At 64.3% G+C, this 18557-nt stretch carries 19 protein-coding genes; 9 read left to right on the plus strand and 10 right to left on the minus strand.

From position 1 onward, the window contains the following. Window positions 1-13: 13 nt before the first annotated feature. A complete protein-coding gene (locus AC628_RS27320; protein ID WP_074129891.1) occupies window positions 14-469 on the minus strand; it encodes a carboxymuconolactone decarboxylase family protein in 456 nt (151 codons plus the stop codon). Between the two features lie 13 nt (window positions 470-482). After that, window positions 483-899 (minus strand): cupin domain-containing protein, encoded by a 417-nt coding sequence (locus tag AC628_RS27325; RefSeq protein ID WP_050418764.1) that lies wholly within the window; start codon window positions 897-899, stop codon window positions 483-485. An 89-nt stretch (window positions 900-988) separates the two neighbouring features. Here AC628_RS27325 and pdxR point away from each other — a divergent pair, with 89 nt between their 5' ends. Then, entirely contained in the window at window positions 989-2410 is a 1422-nt protein-coding gene (pdxR, locus tag AC628_RS27330) for a MocR-like pyridoxine biosynthesis transcription factor PdxR (RefSeq protein WP_074129892.1), read from the plus strand. 27 nt (window positions 2411-2437) lie between these two features. On the opposite strand, the gene AC628_RS27335 is transcribed toward pdxR, so the two are convergent. The 3 genes from AC628_RS27335 to AC628_RS27345 all read right to left on the minus strand — a co-directional run bounded on the left by AC628_RS27335 (window position 2438) and on the right by AC628_RS27345 (window position 5628). Then, on the minus strand, window positions 2438-3034 hold the full coding sequence (locus tag AC628_RS27335) for a DUF2889 domain-containing protein (RefSeq protein WP_168193461.1): 597 nt from the start codon (window positions 3032-3034) through the stop codon (window positions 2438-2440). A gap of 190 nt (window positions 3035-3224) precedes the next feature. Next, window positions 3225-4781, minus strand: a complete 1557-nt coding sequence (locus AC628_RS27340) for an acyl-CoA synthetase (protein ID WP_074129894.1) — start codon at window positions 4779-4781, stop codon at window positions 3225-3227. Continuing rightward, complete coding sequence (locus AC628_RS27345; protein WP_502689776.1) at window positions 4711-5628, minus strand: TetR/AcrR family transcriptional regulator; 918 nt, start codon at window positions 5626-5628, stop codon at window positions 4711-4713. Before AC628_RS27345 ends, AC628_RS27340 begins: the two co-directional genes overlap by 71 nt. On the opposite strand from AC628_RS27345, the gene AC628_RS27350 reads away from it, so the two are divergent. The 5 genes from AC628_RS27350 to AC628_RS27370 all read left to right on the plus strand — a co-directional run bounded on the left by AC628_RS27350 (window position 5619) and on the right by AC628_RS27370 (window position 9812). Next, entirely contained in the window at window positions 5619-6803 is a 1185-nt protein-coding gene (locus AC628_RS27350) for a lipid-transfer protein (protein WP_074129896.1), read from the plus strand. The genes AC628_RS27345 and AC628_RS27350 overlap by 10 nt on opposite strands. 7 nt (window positions 6804-6810) lie before the next feature. Then, window positions 6811-7242: a MaoC family dehydratase N-terminal domain-containing protein gene (locus tag AC628_RS27355; RefSeq protein ID WP_074129897.1), complete on the plus strand. Its 432-nt coding sequence runs from the start codon at window positions 6811-6813 to the stop codon at window positions 7240-7242. Beyond that, the gene (locus AC628_RS27360; RefSeq protein WP_074129898.1) at window positions 7239-7646 is read left to right on the plus strand and encodes a MaoC family dehydratase; all 408 of its coding nucleotides are present in this window, start codon (window positions 7239-7241) and stop codon (window positions 7644-7646) included. Before AC628_RS27355 ends, AC628_RS27360 begins: the two co-directional genes overlap by 4 nt. Before the next feature lie 8 nt (window positions 7647-7654). Continuing rightward, entirely contained in the window at window positions 7655-8482 is an 828-nt protein-coding gene (locus AC628_RS27365) for an SDR family NAD(P)-dependent oxidoreductase (RefSeq protein ID WP_074129899.1), read from the plus strand. Between the two features lie 184 nt (window positions 8483-8666). Further along, window positions 8667-9812, plus strand: coding sequence for an acyl-CoA dehydrogenase family protein (locus AC628_RS27370; RefSeq protein WP_074129910.1), 1146 nt, complete (start codon window positions 8667-8669; stop codon window positions 9810-9812). A gap of 23 nt (window positions 9813-9835) precedes the next feature. Here AC628_RS27370 and AC628_RS27375 read toward each other — a convergent pair whose 3' ends face one another. Beyond that, the gene (locus AC628_RS27375; RefSeq protein WP_074129900.1) at window positions 9836-11326 is read right to left on the minus strand and encodes a methyl-accepting chemotaxis protein; all 1491 of its coding nucleotides are present in this window, start codon (window positions 11324-11326) and stop codon (window positions 9836-9838) included. Between the two features lie 192 nt (window positions 11327-11518). Beyond that, complete coding sequence (locus AC628_RS43170) at window positions 11519-11995, minus strand: hypothetical protein (protein ID WP_143201825.1); 477 nt, start codon at window positions 11993-11995, stop codon at window positions 11519-11521. Window positions 11996-12130: 135 nt separating this feature from the next. Between AC628_RS43170 and AC628_RS27380 the strand changes: the two genes are divergently transcribed. Beyond that, on the plus strand, window positions 12131-13792 hold the full coding sequence (locus tag AC628_RS27380) for a thiamine pyrophosphate-binding protein (RefSeq protein ID WP_074129901.1): 1662 nt from the start codon (window positions 12131-12133) through the stop codon (window positions 13790-13792). Next, window positions 13792-15063 (plus strand): NAD(P)/FAD-dependent oxidoreductase, encoded by a 1272-nt coding sequence (locus tag AC628_RS27385; RefSeq protein ID WP_074129902.1) that lies wholly within the window; start codon window positions 13792-13794, stop codon window positions 15061-15063. Before AC628_RS27380 ends, AC628_RS27385 begins: the two co-directional genes overlap by 1 nt. 13 nt (window positions 15064-15076) lie before the next feature. On the opposite strand, the gene AC628_RS27390 is transcribed toward AC628_RS27385, so the two are convergent. Then, window positions 15077-15310, minus strand: a complete 234-nt coding sequence (locus AC628_RS27390; RefSeq protein WP_074129903.1) for a hypothetical protein — start codon at window positions 15308-15310, stop codon at window positions 15077-15079. 324 nt (window positions 15311-15634) lie between these two features. On the opposite strand from AC628_RS27390, the gene AC628_RS27395 reads away from it, so the two are divergent. Next, window positions 15635-16006 carry an avidin/streptavidin family protein gene (locus tag AC628_RS27395; RefSeq protein WP_074129904.1) on the plus strand — a complete coding sequence of 124 codons (372 nt, stop codon included), beginning with the start codon at window positions 15635-15637 and terminating at the stop codon, window positions 16004-16006. A gap of 6 nt (window positions 16007-16012) precedes the next feature. Here the strand turns inward: AC628_RS27395 and AC628_RS27400 are convergent, their stop codons facing one another. Together AC628_RS27400 and AC628_RS27405 are read right to left on the minus strand one after the other, a co-directional pair. Continuing rightward, window positions 16013-16201, minus strand: coding sequence for a hypothetical protein (locus AC628_RS27400; protein ID WP_074129905.1), 189 nt, complete (start codon window positions 16199-16201; stop codon window positions 16013-16015). A 121-nt stretch (window positions 16202-16322) separates the two neighbouring features. Continuing rightward, window positions 16323-18284, minus strand: coding sequence for a hybrid sensor histidine kinase/response regulator (locus AC628_RS27405; RefSeq protein WP_074129906.1), 1962 nt, complete (start codon window positions 18282-18284; stop codon window positions 16323-16325). Window positions 18285-18557: the final 273 nt, after the last annotated feature.

Below are 18557 nucleotides of genomic sequence, written 5' to 3' on the forward strand. Positions count from 1 at the left end.
ATGCCGTTGATCATCAAGCCGCCAGCCCGATCGCCGCCTGCGGCGTGTTCCGAAAGCTGATCGCCATGCGATTGTAGGCATTCATCAGGCTGATCGCGATGGTCAGGTCGACGAGCTCGCGCTCATCGAAGACCGCTCGGGCAGCCTCATAAGCCTGATCCGGCACGCCGGTATCGGCGACGCGGGTCACCGTTTCCGCCCATGCGAGCGCAGCGCGTTCGCGCTCGTCGAAGAGATCGCCGGCTTCCGCCCACGCCTGCAGCAGCGCCAGCTTTTCGATCTTCACCCCGCTCTTGAGCAGGTCGCGCGTGTGCATGTCGAGGCAATACGCGCAGTTGTTGATCTGCGAGATGCGCAGGTAGACCAGGGTGATCAGCGTGGCGGGCAGGTTGCTTTGCAAGACATAGCCGTAGACTCCGCCGAGGGCTTTGACGCCGGCCGGCGCAATGCGGTTGTAATCGAGACGCATGTGGGTGGGCTCCTTAACGATCGTTCTGTTTGACGGGAGTGGTCAGTTCCTTCTCGTCGGTGTCGACGACGAATACGGCGAGCAGTTTTGCCGGCGCGGTCTTGCTGGCGTTGCGGCTGACGGGATGGCGGGAACCGGGCGTCTCGTAGAAGCTTTCGCCGGTGCGGTAGACCCGCGCCGGTCCGTCATTGATCTGCGATTCAATTTCGCCAGACAGCACATAGCCGAAGATGAAGGCCGACTTGGCATGGACGTGCGGTGGCGACGCTGCGCCCGGCGCATAGTCGACGACGACCGCAATCAGCGACTTGCCGGGAATGTTGGTGATCGGCTGCTGGAAGGTCGGCGTGACCGTCTCATGCGCTGCGGCAGGCGTTGCCGCGGCGATGGCAAGGGCGGCGCAGGCAGCGAGGATGGATGATATTTGCATGATCAGTGCTCTCCTTTGCTCCCATAGGTGCGCCTACCTTGGTCCATAAAAAAGTACCAAGAATCGGCAAAAATCGTGTACCAACGGCTATGACCGGGCGCTTCCAACTGGAACTGGATCGATCCGCGAAGACGCCGCTGGCGGAGCAGATCCGCAGAGGGATCGGCGGCGCCATCGAAAGCGGCGTGCTCGCTCCTGGCGCGCGTCTGCCGTCCTGGCAGGACCTCGCGGCTCAGCTTGGCGTTGCGCGAGGCACCGTGCGCGCGGCGTATGAAAGGCTTTCCTCGGCGCAGCTGATCGTCGCGTCACGCGCGAGGGGAACGCATGTCGCGGATCGGCCGTCCTTTGCGGCCGTGCAGGAAGAGGCTCCCGACCCCGGCTCCTTCATGGAGACGTATCAGGAGCTCATCGCGGGACCCGCCATCTTCCAGATGGGCGTACCCGCGCAGGCGACATTCCCCGCCACGCTGTTCTCGAGGCTGCACACGCAGGCAGTTCGCGCGGAGATGAGCGCGCCGGCTCTCTACCCGGATCCGCGCGGCGAACTGGAATTGCGGCGGGAGATCGCGGCATACCTTGCGCTGGCGCGCGGGATCGCGTGCACGCCATCCCACGTTTTCATCACCGGAGGCTTCAGCGGCGGCCTTGGATTGACGCTTCATGTTCTCGGCCTTGAGCAGAAGAAAGTCTGGATGGAGGAGCCGGGCTTTCCTTTCACCCGGCACGGTCTCGAGCTGGCGCGCTTGTCGATCGCGCCGATTCCGGTTGATGCCGACGGCATTGATGTCAGTTATGGCCTGCAACACGCGCCGGATGCCGCCCTGGTGGTCGTAACTCCCGGACAGCAGGCGCCGCTCGGCTTCACACTCTCGCTGGCAAGACGCGCGCGTCTGCTCGATTGGGCCGCTCAGGAGCGAGTCTGGGTGATCGAGGATGACTATCTGAGCGAGCTTCAGCTGAAGGGCCGCGCCACGCCGGCGCTCGCCTCGCTCGATCGTGCCGGGCGCGTCATTCACATCGGGTCGTTCAGCAAAACCCTGACGCCGGCCTTGCGGCTGGGCTTTGTCGTTGCACCGCCGTCCCTGATGCCCCGGTTTGCCGAGATAGCGGCCTGTCTCGCCCCGGCGCCCGCACCCCCGGTGCAACTCGCGACCGCCGAATTCATCCGCGACGGCCACTATCTGCGGCATCTTCGCCGCACCAAGCGGGTCTACGCGGCGCAGCGTGACGCATTGCTCAAATGTCTGCGGGCCCGGGCCAAGAACGTGACCATCGGTGGATTGGCCGCGATCCTGCGACTGCCGGACGGGATTTCTGATCTCTCGATCGCAAGGGAACTGGCATCGTTCGGCTTGGCGCCCACGCCTCTGTCGCTCTGGTATGCGTCGAGCGCTTCGGTGCGATCCGGTCTGGTGCTCGGCATCGCCACGTCTCCACAAAAGAGAATCGAGGCTTCCTGCGACCGGCTCTTCAACGTCATCGATCGGCTCACGGGAAACGTGCCCGCGTAGGCCGCCGTGCCGCAACGCGGGCCAAGCTCACGAATCCTGCTTCACCTCGACAGGCTTTTTCGCGAACTGCGGAAAGGTCTCGGCGACGACAGGTCCATCCAGCCGCCACGAATAGCAGCCGCCGACGAAGAACGGCGGCTCCTTGACGTCGCGCTGGTGATCGAGCGCGCCGCGGCCCTGCGGGTCCTTGCCCGAGGTCGCGGTCTGGAACAGGGTCGTTACCGCAGGACCCAAGAGCTCGGCGAGATGGGTGCAGGTCTCCAGCTTGCCGATCTTGCGGCGGACGAGTTCGCGCCAGCCTTTGCCGATACGCTCGCCAACCAGCCGCTGCAAAATGCCCTCGACATCGAGGCAGGACGGGTAGGGCGTCGAGGCCATATTGGTGCCGGTCTCGCGGATCGTGAAACTGTCGTCGACCGCAAGCCGCAGCCTGATGTCGTGCACGGGATCCTCGGGCTGCTGCAGGCCGCGATGCTTGTCCTGCCGCGCATAGGGCTTGGTGTCGACCAGCCGCGCCTCGACCTCCCACAGCCCGTCGTCGCGGAGATAGCCGAGACATTCGACGGAGCGGCGGTGCATCAGGCGGCGGGGCTTGCCGTCGGCATTGGTATCAGGTGCGGACATCGGAACTCGCTGGATTGAATCTGAATCGATCCAATCGGCAGCAAGCTCCGATGTCAACGCTCGCGGCTCGCGCAGCGCCATGCACTGCGTGGGGCGGATTAGCGAAGCGCTACCCCCGCCGTTTCGTGCGAACCAAGAGGGCGGGTTACGCCTGCGGCTAACCCGCCCTACGGTTCTGCGATGTCGGCCGTCAGCTCACGCGCCGCTCGCGGTTCTCCCAATACGGCTTGCGCAGCTCGCGCTTCAGGATCTTGCCGGCGCCGGAGAGTGGCAGCGGGGTCGAGGTGATGTCGACGCTGCGCGGGCACTTGTAGCCGGCGATCAGCGCCTTGCAGTGGTCCATCAGCTCGTCCGGCGTGGCGCTTGCGCCGCTCTTCATCACCACGACGGCGTGGACCTGCTCGCCCCAGCGCTCGCTCGGGATGCCGATCACGGCGCATTGCGCCACCGACGGGTGCTGGGCGAGGGCGTTCTCGACCTCGGCCGAATAGACGTTCTCGCCGCCGGAGATGATCATGTCCTTGACGCGATCGACGACGTAGACGAAGCCGTCCTCGTCCATGTAGCCGCCGTCGCCGGTGTGCATCCAGCCGTCGATCACGGCGCGCGCGGTCTCCTCCGGCCGTTCCCAATAGCCCATCATCACCATATCGCCGCGCACCGCGATCTCGCCGACGGTGCCGAGCGGCACCACCTGATCCAAGGCATCGACGATCTTGACCTCGGCGCCCAGCGTCGCGCGGCCGGCGCCGCGATGCCGGCCCTTGGCGCGGCCGTCACCGATATGCTCCTTCCAGTGCAGCAGCGTCGCGATCGGCGACAGCTCGGTCATGCCGTAGGCCTGGGTGAATTCGACATGCGGCAGCGCCTTCATGGCGCGCATCAGCACGGCGTCGCTGATCACGGAGGCGCCGTAGGAGATTCGCTTCAGCGACGACAGGTCGTAGGTGCCGAGCGTCGGATGATCGACGAACATCTGGATCATGGTCGGCACCAGCAGCACGTCGGTGATGCGTTCCTTCTGCACGGCGGCGGCGACGCCATCCGGCGTAAAGCCCTGGATCACGACGTTGGATCCGCCCGACAGCAGCACCGAATACATCGCCGCGCCGTTGGCGAGGTGGAACATCGGCGCTGCGTGCAAATAGATCGAGGTGCCCGGCCACAGGCCTTCGCCGAGCGCGTTGAGCGCATTGGCCATCAGATTGCCGTGGCTCAGCATCACGCCCTTGGAGCGGCCAGTGGTGCCGCCGGTGTAGAAGATGCCGGCGAGATCGTCGCGGGTGCGCATCGCGTCCGCCATCGGCTCGCTGCGCGCGATCAGCGTCTCGTAATTCTCCATGCCGGCAGGCGTCTCGCCTTCGTCGGCATAGACCAGCTTCAGGCCGGGGATGGCGCTCGCCAGCGTCGTGCCGATCGCCGCAAACGCCTTGTCGACGAACAGGATCGTTGCGCGGCAGTCGCGCAGCGCGTCCTCGTTCTCGATCGGCGACCAGCGGATGTTGAGCGGCACGATCACGGCGCCGGCCCAGCCGACTGCGAGGTACAGTTCGAGATAGCGGTCGGAATTCAGCGACAGGATCGCGACGCGGTCGCCGTTCCCGGCGCCGAGCGAGCGGATGGCGGAGGCGAGGCGGGCGACGCGCTCGCCGACCTCGCGCCAGTTCCGCCGCCGCTCACCGCAGACGACCGCGAGCCCGTTTGGATTGACCTGCAGCGCGCGCCGCAGCCCGTGTGTGATGTTCACTCTCGTCCTCCCTTGGTGCGTTTCCCTTGCGAGGCGGTTTGTCCGCCTTCTCTGCTGCCGGAACGGCTGCGTTCTGCGCTGTCTTGCGCGTTGCTGTCGTGGCGATGCCCTCGGTGAGGCGGATCGCGAACTCCTCGGCGACGGCGCGTCCGGTCATCTCACCGCCGGGCTGGAACCAGTGTCCGATCCAGTTCAGCGAGCCTGCGATCGCGAACGCCGCGAGCTTCGCGTCGCACGGTTTCACCGAACCGTCCTCAACGCCCTGCGCGATATAGTCACGGAAGGAGCGGTCGATGCGTCGCTTGGCCGTCTGCACGATCTTGCGGTTGTCCTCGCTGAGATCGCGGAGGTCGAAGCGGACCAGGCTCTTGCCGTAGTCCTCGGTCATCAGCTCGGCATAGCGGACGATCAGCTTGCGCAGCTTGCTGAGGCCGCTGCCGGTGCTTGCAGAGGTCTCGGCGATGCAGTCATCGACCAGCTCATTACCGATCGACCAGCATTCGTAGAGGATCTCGTCCTTGCCGCGGAAGTAATTGTAGAGCGCCGGCTTGGTGATGTTGAGCCGTCTGGCGACCTCGTTCAGCGTGGCGCCGTGGTAGCCCTGTTCCAGGAACAGGGCGACGGCCGTGCGCAGCACCGCCTCGCGCTTCTCGTCGCGGGCGCGGCGCCGGCTCTCGAAGGGCAGCCAGGGGGACAGGCTGGAGGAGGGGATGTGACCGTCGTCCATATCTTGAAGCCGGTGTCGTGAAGTCAATGCCGCATTGACTCGGCGTAATGGTCCGTATATTACCCATGGGTAATAAATAGTCCAGTGGGTAATTTTCGGGAGGACACGCGATGGCGTCACGCACCTATGTTGCCGGGGTCGGCATGATCCCGTTCGTCAAGCCCGGCGCCAATGCGCCGTATCACGTGATGGGCGCTGAGGCGGCGAAGCTCGCGCTCGCCGACGCCGGCCTCGACTACGGCAAAGTGCAGCAGGCCTATGTCGGCTACGTCTATGGCGACTCCACCTGCGGCCAGCGCGCGCTCTACCCGGTCGGCATGACCGGCATCCCGATCGTCAACGTCAACAACAACTGCTCGACCGGCTCGACCGCGCTGTTCCTGGCGCGGCAGGCGATCGAGTCCGGCGCTGCCGATTGCGTGATGGCGCTCGGCTTCGAGCAGATGAAGCCCGGCGCGTTAGGGGCCGTGTTCACCGATCGCCCCAGCGCGTTCGACGATTTCGACGCCGCGGCCGACAAGCTGGTCCACGCGCCCGGCGTGCCGCTGGCGCTGCGCTATTTCGGCGGCGCCGGCCTCAGCCACATGAAGAAATACGGCACGCCGCTCTCTGCCTTCGCCAAGGTGCGCGCCAAGGCGAGCCGCCACGCCAAGAACAATCCGCTGGCGCTGTTCCGCAAGGAAGTGACCGCCGACGACGTGATGAACGACCAGGTGATCTGGCCCGGCGTGATGACGCGGCTGATGGCGTGCCCGCCGACCTGCGGCGGCGCCGCCGCAATCCTGGTCTCCGAGAAATTCGCCGACCAGCATGGCCTCAACAAGAGCGTCCGCATCGCGGCGCAGGCGATGACGACGGACACGCCGTCGACCTTCGGGGCTGACGACATGATGCAGGTGGTCGGCTACGACATGGCGCGCGATGCCGCCAACAAGGTCTATGAAGCCGCCGGCATCGGCCCCAAGGACCTCGACGTCGTCGAGCTGCACGACTGCTTCGCCCACAACGAGCTGATCACCTATGAAGGGCTCGGCCTGTGCGGCGTGGGCGAGGCCGCAAAATTCATCGACGACGGCGACAACAGCTATGGCGGCAGGATCGTGACCAACCCGTCCGGCGGCTTGCTGTCGAAGGGCCATCCGCTCGGCGCCACCGGGCTTGCGCAGTGCTACGAGCTGACCCGGCAGCTGCGCGGCACCGCTGCGGCGACGCAGGTGGATGGCGCGCGGCTCGGCTTGCAGCACAATCTCGGCCTCGGCGGCGCCTGCGTCGTCACGCTCTACGAACGCGCCTGAGGCTGCCATGGTCGATCAATCCGCTGTCGGGCGTGCGTTCACGCCCGTGACCGCGCGCGTCGAGCCGGGACGCCTGCGCTTCTTCCTCGATACGCTCGGCGAGACCAATCCGGTCTATCGTGATGGAACGGCGGCTCCGGTGCCGCCGACCTATCTGTTTTGCTTGGAGATGATGGACGCAACGGTGCCATTCGAATTCCTGACCGCACTTGGCATCGATCTCGCCCGGGTGCTGCACGGCGAGCAGCGCTTCGACTATCACGCTCCCGTCGTGATCGGTGACACCTTGACGTTCCATCCGCGCGTTGCCAGCGTGACCGACAAGAAGGGTGGCGCGATGACGCTGATCGTGGTCGACACGCCGGTCACCAACCAGAACGGCATCCACGTCGCCGATGTCTCGCGTACCATCGTGGTGCGCAATGCGAGGCCGTCATGAGCAGCAGCGTTCCCTCGGTCGGCGACGTCATCGTCCACAAGGAATTTGCACCGATCACCCGGCATCGTCTGGCGCTGTATTGCGGCGCCTCCGGCGATCACAACCCGATCCATGTCGACATCGACTTCGCGAAGGCGGCCGGTTTCCCCGACGTGTTCGCGCACGGCATGCTGGTCATGGGGTATCTCGGCCAGGCGCTGACCGATGCGGTGGCGCCGTCGCGGATCAGATCGTTCTCGACCCGCTTTGCCGCGATCACCCAACTTGGCGCGAAGCTGACCTGCGAAGGCACGGTGACCGAGTTGATCGAGCAGGGCGGCGAGCAGCGCGCAAAACTCGCGCTCACCACCAAGGACCAGAACGGCGAGATCAAGCTCGCCGGCGAAGCCATTATCGCGCTTTAGGAGAAATCATGTCGAAACTGCAAGGAAAGGTCGCGCTCATCTCTGGATCGGGCCGCGGCATCGGGCGCGCGATTGCGCTGAAGCTTGCGAGCGAGGGCGCGCGCGTCGTGGTCAATGACCTCGATGCCGAGCCGGGCAACGCCGTCGTGGCCGAGATCAAGGCTGCGGGCGGCGAAGCGATCGCGGTCAATGGCAGCGTGACCGAGGCCGGCTTTGCCGATCGCTTCGTAGGCAGCGCCATCGAGCGGTTCGGCGGCCTCGACATCATCGTCAACAACGCCGGCTACACCTGGGACTCGACGATCCAGAAGATGACCGACGAGCAGTTCCAGGCGATGCTCGACGTCCATCTGGTCGCCCCGTTCCGCATCATGCGTGCGGCGTCGGAGCCGATCCGGGTGATGGCGAAGAGGGAGGCCGAGGCCGGACGCGAGGTGTTCCGCAAGGTCGTCAACATCTCCTCGATCGCGGGCCTCTACGGCAATGCCGGGCAGGCCAGCTATTCCTCCGCGAAAGCCTCGCTGATCGGGTTGACGCGCACGATGTGCAAGGAGTGGGGCCGCTACAAGGTCAACGTCAATTGCGTGGCGTTCGGCCTGATCAACACCCGCCTGACCCAGCCGATCGAGACCCGGCAGAAGACCATCGACGTCGCCGGCCGTGACATCAAGGTCGGCGTGCAGCCGCAAATGCTCGAGGCGATGGGCCGCATGATCCCGCTCGGCCGCGGCGGCACGCCGGAGGAGGCGGCGGACGCGGTCTACCTATTCTGCGCGCCGGAATCGAACTACATCAGCGGTCAGGTGATCGTCGCCGGCGGCGGTCTGATCGTCTAGTCTTGTTGCGTCACAACGCGTCGTGGTGCCCACCCGTCATTGCGAGGAGCGATAGCGACGAAGCAATCCATCGTTCCGTACATGCGGCGAGATGGATTGCCTCGCTTCGCTCGCAATGACGGGGATAGGCCGTAGTTGTCGGCACAAGCCGTTCATGACGCATAGAACTAACACAGAGGGAATGATGCACTACCGATCGTCCTGGATGACCGAGGAACTGGACACCTTCCGTGACCAGTTCCGCAAATTCCTCGCCAAGGACCTTGCGCCGCACGCCGAGACATGGCGCGCGCAGAAGCTGGTCGACCGCTCGGCCTGGCGCGCGCTCGGCGAGATGGGCGCGTTGCTGCCGAGCGTGCCTGAGGCCTATGGCGGACTCGGGACCAGCTTTGCCTATGACGCGGCCGTGCTCGATGACCTCGAGAGCACCGTCCCGGAATTGACCACCGGCGTCTCCGTGCACAGCGCGATCGTCGCCCATTACATTCTTAACTATGGCTCCGAGGAGCAGAAAAAGCGCTGGCTGCCGAAGATGGCGTCGGGCGAGATGGTCGGCGCTATCGCGATGACCGAGCCCGGCACCGGCTCCGACCTGCAAAGCATCAAGACCACGGCGAAGAAGCAGGGGAATTCCTACGTTATCAACGGCCAGAAGACCTTCATCACCAACGGCCAGGCCGCCGATCTCGTGATCGTGGTGGCACGCACCGGAGCGCCGGGCGCCAAGGGCATTTCGCTGATTGTGGTCGAGACCGCCGGTGCCGAAGGCTATCGGCGCGGGCGCAACCTTGACAAGATCGGCCTGCACGCATCGGACACCTCGGAGCTGTTCTTCGACAATGTCACGGTGCCGCCGGAGAACCTGCTCGGCAATGAGGAGGGCAACGGCTTCGTGCAGCTGATGCAGCAATTGCCGCAGGAGCGGCTGTCGCTTGCGATCGGCGCCGTCGCCTCGATGGAGCGCGCGGTCAAGATCACCGCCGAATACACCAAGGAGCGCACCGCGTTCGGCAAGCCGCTGATCGAATTCCAGAACACCGCGTTCACGCTCGCCGAGCGCAAGACCGAGGCGATGATCGCCCGCGTGTTCGTCGACTGGTGCGTCGAGCGGCTGGTCGCCGGCGACCTCGACACCGTGACGGCCTCGATGGCGAAATGGTGGTGCTCGCAGAAGCAGGTCGAGACCGCCGACGAATGCCTGCAGCTGCATGGCGGCTACGGCTACATGCAGGAATATCCGATCTCGCGGATGTTCATCGATTCCCGCATCCAGAAGATCTATGGCGGCACCAACGAGATCATGAAGGTGTTGATCGCGCGCTCGCTGTAGGCAAGCGCGCGATCCCGGCGGCGCTACATCGCCCGCACGTTCTTGAGGAACTTGTCGACCTGGACTTCCAGCTCGGAGGCGTTGCTGGCGAGCTCTCCGGAGGCCGCCAGCACGTTCTCGGCGGCCTTGCTGGCATCGTCGATCGCCTTGGTGGTTCCGTTGATGTTTGCGGTGACCTCCTTGGTGGCCGCGGCCTGTTCCTCGACGGCGCTGGCGATCACGGTCGATATCTCGCTGATCTGGATGATGACCTGCGAGATCGCCTTCAGCGCGGTGGCGGTGTTGCCGGTCGCCGTCTGCATTTCGTTGATCTGCGCCGAAATGTCCTCGGTGGCCTTGGCGGTCTGGTTGGCCAGCGCCTTCACCTCGGATGCAACCACGGCAAAGCCGCGTCCGGCCTCGCCGGCTCGCGCGGACTCGATCGTCGCGTTGAGCGCGAGCAGGTTGGTCTGGCCGGCGATCTGGCTGATCAAAGCGACGACATCGCCGATCTTCTGCGCCATGGTCACGAGACCCGCGACCAGCTTGTCGGATTTCTCGGCTTCCTCGACCGCCATACGCGCGATACGGCTCGCCTCGGACACCTGGCGGCTGATCTCGTTGACCGAGGACGACAGCTCTTCGGAGGCAGACGCCGCGCTTGCCGAGCGCTGATTGACGAATTCGGCGGTTGTGGTCAGCGACCGCGCCGTGCCCTGCATCTGCGTCGAGGCCGACGCCAGCATGCCCGCAAGTCCCTTTACGTTCGTCTCGAAATCGTCGGCCAGCTTGACGTTGCCGGTGACTACCGACCAGCTCAGCATCGCGCCGGTGTAATTGCCGCGCTTGTCGGTCAGCCCGGAGACCCTGAGGTCAAGCGTTTCCGGGCCGAGTTTGATCTTGGCTGCGTGCGGCAGGTTCTTGGGATCGCCGACGATGCGGCGCTGATGCTGCGGGTTCTTGTGGAAGATGTCGAACGAGTTGCCGAGGATCTGGTCCGGCCGCACCGGAAGCAGATGCTTCACCGTGTCGAGCGTCTTGAGGCTGGTCTGGTTGATGTAGGTGATGTTGAAATCGGTGTCGCACATCATGATGTTGATCGGCATGTTGTCGAGCATCTGCAACAGCCGCTCGGTCTGGGTTTCAAGCCGCGCCTTCTCGGTCGCGAGCTCCCAAGTCAGCATCGGCCCGGTGTAGCGGCCGCGCGAATTGGTCATCGCCGTCACGGTGAGATCGAGCGTCTCGCCGCCGATGGTGATGCGCGCCTTGTGCGGCAGGTTCTTCGGATCGGACAGCAGCCGGCGCTGATGCTGCGGGTTCTTGTGAAAGATATCGATCGACTGACCGATCAGCGCGTCGACCTTCACCGGCAGCACATGCTCGATCTTCTTCAGATTCTGCCGCGTCGACTCGTTGATGTAGGTGATCCTGAAATTGTCCAGCTCGCAGAGCATGACACTGATCGGCATGTCGTCGAACAGCCGATATGAACTGTCCGAGCCGACGACGCTTGCGACACTCTTCATCCCCAACATGCATTGCCTCCAGCATTGATATCAATTGGTGAACTGAAAACGCGGCGCCTGACCGGCAGCAGAAAACATTCCGCTGCCGCGTAGCGGGCAGGTGCGATACACGATTTACAATTTCTGACTGCATGAAACGGTAGGCGATTCGAGTTCCATCCAGAAGTGCATGCAATGAGCTGTGCGTGATCGCGCCAGGCATCACGCGTGGTGCATGCAATGAGCGCCGCCGAAATCGGCGCGCAAGGCGCCGATTTGCTGCGAAATTGGTGCGATCTCGTGGAGAAGTCGCGAAGTGACCTCGCGTCGCACCGTAGTCTTACGGGAACGAGCGCGTGCGCACTTAATGTTTGTTAGTGTGCATTTGATGGAAAGTGTATGCAGATTGTGCCACGCTGTGGTCACGCGCGCCGCAAAGTGCATCGTGCCAATCGTCTCGCGTTGTCGTCGCGCGCCTTGGTACTGACGGTGCAGTTTGCGGATCGTCTTCTCGCTCGCACACTGCTGCGTCGCCGATAGAGCCATTGAAAGAAGCTCGCGCAGGTTGATCCGGGCGACGCACGATCTGTCTGTCGATCGCAGGACGATGACGACCGGCTTGCGCGCCGGCCGGGCCGCCGCGATCCAGCCGGTGATCGTCCGCTCTGCGGAAATCGACGACGAAACGACGTTGCCCATTGCCTATCGCATGGCTTGACGCCGCTGCGGCCTCGCGGCGCGGCTTCGGCCTTGCACCATATTTCGGTCTATCATACCCCGTGGGACCACGTTCCGCGCGACGCCAAGGCGCGCCAGTAGCCGCAGGGAGCCCTCATGACCAAAAGCAATGCCCGCACCGGAGGCCAGATCCTGATCGACCAGCTGGTCGCGCAAGGCGTGGAACACGTCACCTGCGTGCCGGGCGAGAGCTATCTGGCAGCGCTCGACGCGCTGCATGACAGCCCGATCGACGTCGTGATCTGCCGCGCCGAGGGCGGTGCCGCGATGATGGCGGAGGCCTATGGCAAGCTCACCGGACGTCCCGGCATCTGCTTCGTCACCCGCGGCCCTGGCTCGACAAACGCGGCCCATGGCGTGCACATCGCGATGCAGGATTCGACCCCGATGATCCTGTTCGTCGGCCAGGTCGACACCGGCATGCGCGAGCGTGAGGCGTTCCAGGAGCTCGACTACAAGGCGGTGTTCGGCACCATGGCGAAATGGGCGGTCGAGATTGATCGTCCCGACCGTATTCCGGAGCTGGTCGCGCGCGCGTTCCGCGTCGCGCTGCAGGGCCGTCCCGGCCCGGTCGTGATCTCGCTGCCGGAGAACATGCTGACCGAAACCGCAGCCGTCGCCGACGCGCCGAAGGTCGAGCCCGCGGCGACCTGGCCGTCGCCATCGGATCTCGAACGCCTCGGTGCGATGCTCGCATCCGCCAAGGCGCCGATCGTGGTGCTCGGCGGCTCGGGCTGGACCGAACAGGCGGCGAAGGGCATCGCGCGCTTTGCCGAGCGTTTTGATCTCCCGGTTGCCACCTCGTTCCGCCGCGCCGCGCTGATCGATGCCGATCACTCGCATTATGCCGGCGATCTCGGCATCGGCCCGAGCCCGAGACTGAAAGACCGCATCACCGGGGCCGACGTCATTCTTTTGATCGGCGGCCGCATGTCGGAAATGCCGTCGTCGTCCTACACGCTGCTCGACATCCCCACACCGAGCCAGAAGCTGATCCACGTCCATCCCGGCTCTGAAGAGCTCGGCCGCGTCTACCAGCCGACACTGGCGATCCAGGCGACGCCCGCAGCCTTCGCCGCCGCGGTCGAGACCATGAAGCCCGCGGCCGCGCCCGCCTGGAAGGGCGAGGCGGCGAAGGCGCACGCGGACTATCTGGCCTGGACCGACAAGCCGCGCGAGTTGCCCGGCAGTTTCCAATATGGCGAGGTCGTGACCTGGTTGCGCGATCGCCTGCCGAAGGATGCGATCGTCTGCAACGGCGCCGGCAACTATGCCGGCTGGATTCATCGCCACCATCGCTTCCACAGCTTCGCGGCGCAGCTCGCGCCGACCTCGGGCTCGATGGGCTATGGCGTGCCGGCGGCCGTGATGGCCAAGCGGCATCATCCGGATCGCGTCGTCGTCGCGTTCGCCGGCGACGGTTGCTTCCTGATGAACGGGCAGGAGTTCGCCACCGCCGTCCAGTACGACGCGCCGCTGATCGTGGTCGTCATCGACAACGCGCAATACGGCACCATCCGCATGCATCAGGAGCGCGACTATCCCGGCCGCGTCGTCGGCACCCAGCTCAAGAATCCGGACTTCGCGCTTTATGCCAAGGCGTTCGGCGGCCATGGCGAGCGGGTCGAGCGCACCGAAGATTTCGCGCCAGCCTTCGAGCGGGCGCTGGCCTCCGGCAAACCCGCGATCCTGCACTGCCTGGTCGATCAGCGCGCGCTGTCGGTCGGCAAGGACTTCCAGCCGCAGGCCGCGAGCTGATGCCAGAGTCAGCCGGCCGTCACGTCGCGATCATCGGCGCCGGCGCGGTCGGCGTGATCAGCGCCATCGAGGCGCTGCGTTGCGGCCACCGCGTCACGCTGATCGATCCGGGCGAACCCGGCGGTCAGCAGGCGGCGAGCTACGGCAATGCCGGCTGGCTGTCGTCGCATTCGGTGATCCCGCCGGCCGAGCCTGGCACCTGGAAGAAGGTGCCGGGCTTTCTGATGGACCCGCTCGGGCCGCTCGCGATCCGCTGGTCGTACCTGCCGAAGGCCTTGCCGTGGCTCATCAAGTATCTGCTGTCGAGCTGGACCGAGGCGCAGGTCGAGGCCACCGCGCGGGCGATGCGCGATCTCCTGAAGGATGCACCGCTGCTGCACCGGCAGCTCGCCGAGGAAGCCGGCGTCCCCGAGCTGATCGAGCGGCGCGGGGTGATGCACGTGTTTCCCTCGCGCGCGCCGTTCGACCGTGACCTCGGCTGGCGCATCCGCAAGCGCGTCGGCATCGAATGGCTGGAGCTCGATGAAGACGAGATGCGTCAGCGCGAGCCCGATCTGCATCCGCGCTACAAGTTCGGCGTCGTGGTCGAGGAGGCCGGACGCTGCCGCGATCCCGGCGCCTATGTCGCGGCGCTCGCCGCGCATGCGATCGCGAACGGCGCCGAGCGCGTCGCCGCCAAGGCCACAGGCCTCAGGCTTGCGGGTGACAGGCTGGTTGCCGTGGTCACCGAGAGCGGCGAGATCGCCTGCGATGCGGCGGTCGTCGCTGCGGGCGCGCGCTCGAAGCAGCTGACCGTATCGATCGGCGATCCGCTGCCGCTGGAAACCGAGCGCGGCTATCACGTCATGATCGACAGCCCGGAATCCGGACCGCGCAATTCGATGATGGCCTCGGACGCCAAGATGGTCGTCAACTGGACCGACAAGGGCCTGCGCGCCGCCGGCACGGTGGAGATCGCCGGGCTCGACGCCGAGCCGAACTGGCAGCGCGCCGAGATCCTGCGCGAGCATCTCTTCAGCATGTTCCCGAAGCTGCCAAGGGATATCCCGCCATCGCGCATCAAGACCTGGTTCGGCCATCGCCCGAGCATGCCCGACGGACGCCCCTGCATCGGCCACAGCCGCGCCTCGCGCGATGTCGTCTATGCCTTCGGCCACGGTCATGTCGGCCTGGTCGGCTCGGCCCGCACCGGCCGACTGGTCGCGCAATTGCTCAGCGGCGAGACGCCGGAGATTCCGCTTCAGCCGTTCGCGCCGTCGCGATTTCTGTAAGGCGACGCGGAGCTCAGCTCTCGCCGGCCCACGCCGTGATCGCCGCCGGTGCGATCACGCGCCGTGGCATGTGCGGATTGATCGTGCCGGCGCTGACGTCCTGGGTCTGAACGAGCAGGGTGCGTGCGAACGCCTTGGCATCCTGCTCGGATGTGAAGGTGCGTGTCTGGCGCGCGAAGCGATGATGTCCGGCGTCGGGATCTCTCAGCGCGAACGAGACGTACCAGATGGCCTTGTCCGTCTTCATCGCGAGGCTCTGGCGGAAGTGGTCCGCTCGCGCGATCGGGACGTCTTGCTGGATGCTGGAGATGCAATTTGTGCCAAATGAAAGATCCTGAAGTGCAACGGATGCCGGCTAATGTCCGCGGCGGGTAGCCGCGCTTCGCCACGCATATCGGAGCTAGCAGTATATTACCGTTCAACCGGCGGGTGAATGACAATACGGCGACGCCACGGTGGTTCCAATCGGCCGATTGCTGCACCACATGTTGGCATCCCACCGGAACATCGATTTCCTCCATGTGTTGTCCGCTCTTTCGGGGCCGAGAGCGTGCGGTAACGGGAGGCCGAGATGACGTGGGTCGGCAAGTGGCAGAACCAGTATGGATCGATCGTCGAAATCACCAGCGAGGCGGATGGCCGCATCGAGGGGACCTTTCGTACCGCGCTTGCCGATAGCGGCTTTTACGGTCAGACGGTCCCGATCGTCGGCCTCCACCAGGGCAATTGCATCGGCTTTTCGTCGGTCGGGTCTTCGGCGGCGGGCGATCGTGTCGTCTCCTATGCCGGTTTGCTTCGCGACGGGAAAATGGAAACGGCGTGGTTCGTGGTGTCGGACAAGGCGCTGGTTGCAGCCGGGGAGGGCGAACCGGCGACACTGAAGCCGTTGAATTGGTGGCGAGCGGTCACGACAAGCATCGATACCTTTGAACGGGTGATGTAGCGCCGACTACGTGGATTCGCTCTCCTTGCGCGCCGCGGCAACGGTGCTTTCGACTTCCGCGGCGAGAGCACTCAGATGCTCGGCAAGCTTGCTGAACAGCTCGCGCTTTCGGACGTCGGTTGCCAGGTCGCGGATCAACGCGCACTCCGCCGCGTCGGTGCGAAGTTTTTCGAGATGCGTCAGCATGTCCTGCATTTCCGGTCCCCGAATGCGGCTTTCCACCAACGGTAAGGTGGCACGGAAGCCTGCGACAATAACCTGTGATAATTTGCCGCCGGACCTCAGGCGGGAGACAATCGCACGCATCCTGCGAATACTACCGGCGATCGAGTATCTCGCGGACCCGCAAGGCAAGCTTGGCCTGTGAGACCGGCTTCTCCAGGAGATCGACGCCCTGGTCCAGCCTGCCATGGTGGATGACCGCGTTTTGCGAATAGCCCGTCATGTACAGAATCTTCAGTCCCGGCCGCATCTCTGCAGCACGTTTCCCGAGCTCGCGACCGTTCATGCCCGGCATCACCACGTCGGTCAGAACGAGGTCGATATGCGGCTGGTCCTGCAGCAGGATGGTCAGCGCGGCCTGCGCGCTCCCCGCCGTCCGAACACGATAATTCAGCTCGCGCAGCAGCTCACTGACATAGGTGCGAAGATCCTCGTCATCTTCAACGACCAGGATCGTCTCGACCTTGCTCGATTCAGCTTCCGCGACCGGTTCGTCGATCTCCTCCTGCTCCACGGCAGGGCCACGGTGGCGGGGGAAGTACATCTTGATGTTGGTCCCGTAACCGAGCTCGCTGTAGATCTTGATATGGCCACCCGACTGCTTCACGAAGCCGTATACTTGACTGAGGCCGAGACCCGTGCCCTGTCCGGTTTCCTTGGTCGTGAAGAACGGCTCGAATGCGTGGCCCAGGGTGTCCTGGCTCATGCCGAGGCCTGTGTCCGTTACGCTGATCACCACATATTGCCCGGGATTGAGTTCAGGATTTCGCAGGCAATACTCATAGTCCGCAGATACGTTGACCGCCTCGATCGTCAGTTTGCCGCCGTCCGGCATCGCATCGCGCGCATTGATCGCAAGGTTGAGCATGGCAGATTCGAGATGGTTCGGGTCCGCTTCAATCTGCCAGAGCCCGGCGCTGCCGACCGTCTGAACCTCGACGCGCTCGCCAAGGGTCCGTTGCAGAAAGTCCTGCAGCCCGTTGAGGAAGTTGTTCAGTTCGATCGGTTTCGGGGCAAGAGCCTGGCGCCGCGAAAAGGCGAGCAGGCGGCTGGTCAGGCTCGCTGCACGCTGGGCGCCGCGTTTCGCATGGGATAAGGCGCGCTGAAAGTTGGCGTTGCTGGTAAGCTGCCTGGCGTGCCGCTCCATCGTTTCCAAATTGCCGATCACGATCATCAGCAGATTGTTGAAATCGTGCGCGACGCCTCCGCTGAGCTGTCCGATCGCTTCCAGCTTTTGCGAGGCGAGCAATTGATCCTGGATCTTGGCCAACGTCTCCTGCGCGGTGCGCCGTTCGGTGATGTCGCGGGTAATTTTGGCAAACCCGATCAGTGCACCGCTTTCGTCCGCGATCCGGTCGATGACGACCGACGCCCAGAACTTCGAGCCGTCTTTGCGTACACGCCATCCCTCGGCTTCGAAGCGACCGCTTTGCGCGGCTTGCTCGAGCGCGAGTTGAGGCTTCCGATTTGCGCGATCCTCCTCCGTGTAGAACTGCGAGAAGTGCTGGCCGATGATTTCCTCCGGCGTGTACCCCTTGATCCGTTCAGCGCCGGGATTCCAGGTGACGACGAAGCCCTTCGCGTCGAGCTGGAAAATGGCATAGTCAACCACCGCTTCGATCAGTCGGCGATAGCGCCGTTCGCTCTCTATGAGGGCCTGGCCTGCTTCCTGACGCTCGGTGATGTCGCGTGTGACCTTGGCGAATCCGATCAGCGACCCCTTGTGATCCCGCACAGCCTCGATCACCACGGTCGCCCAAAAGCGGCTTCCATCCTTGCGCACGCGCCAGCCTTCCGAGCTAAATCGTCCTTGCTCGGTGGCGATCGCCAACGCCTTCAGCGGCAATCCGGCGGCTTGATCTTCGGGGGTATAGAAGATCGACAAAGGGCGCCCGATGATCTCGTCGGCGGTATATCCCTTCATTCGGGTCGCGCCGGAATTCCAGCTCGCGATCGTGCCGTCAGGATCGACCAGATAAATCGCGTAGTCGACGATCGCGTCGATCAGCAGTTGAAGCCGTTGACTGTCTGTGACGCCAGTTGCGTTTGAATGCATTCGCGCATAACACCCAAATGAGCCGCCCCCTCGATGCAATCGGATGACGTAGGCGGTAACGTCAGCATATTGAACTCGTTCCCGGTCGCAATAGCCTGCAAATTAGGAACCAATCGGAGGGTTCTGCACTCGAGCCGAATGAACTGCAATTCATCAATACGCGGAATTGCCCGAAGAGACTGGATAAGAATGGGACGGCTTACCCATCCTTCGATTGTTCGGACCGCTGTTGCCCATGCGACACGACGGGCAACTCAGTCAAAACCTGTCAAT

Source organism: Bradyrhizobium sp. NAS96.2, from assembly GCF_001908235.1.
Taxonomy (GTDB): Bacteria; Pseudomonadota; Alphaproteobacteria; order Rhizobiales; family Xanthobacteraceae; genus Bradyrhizobium.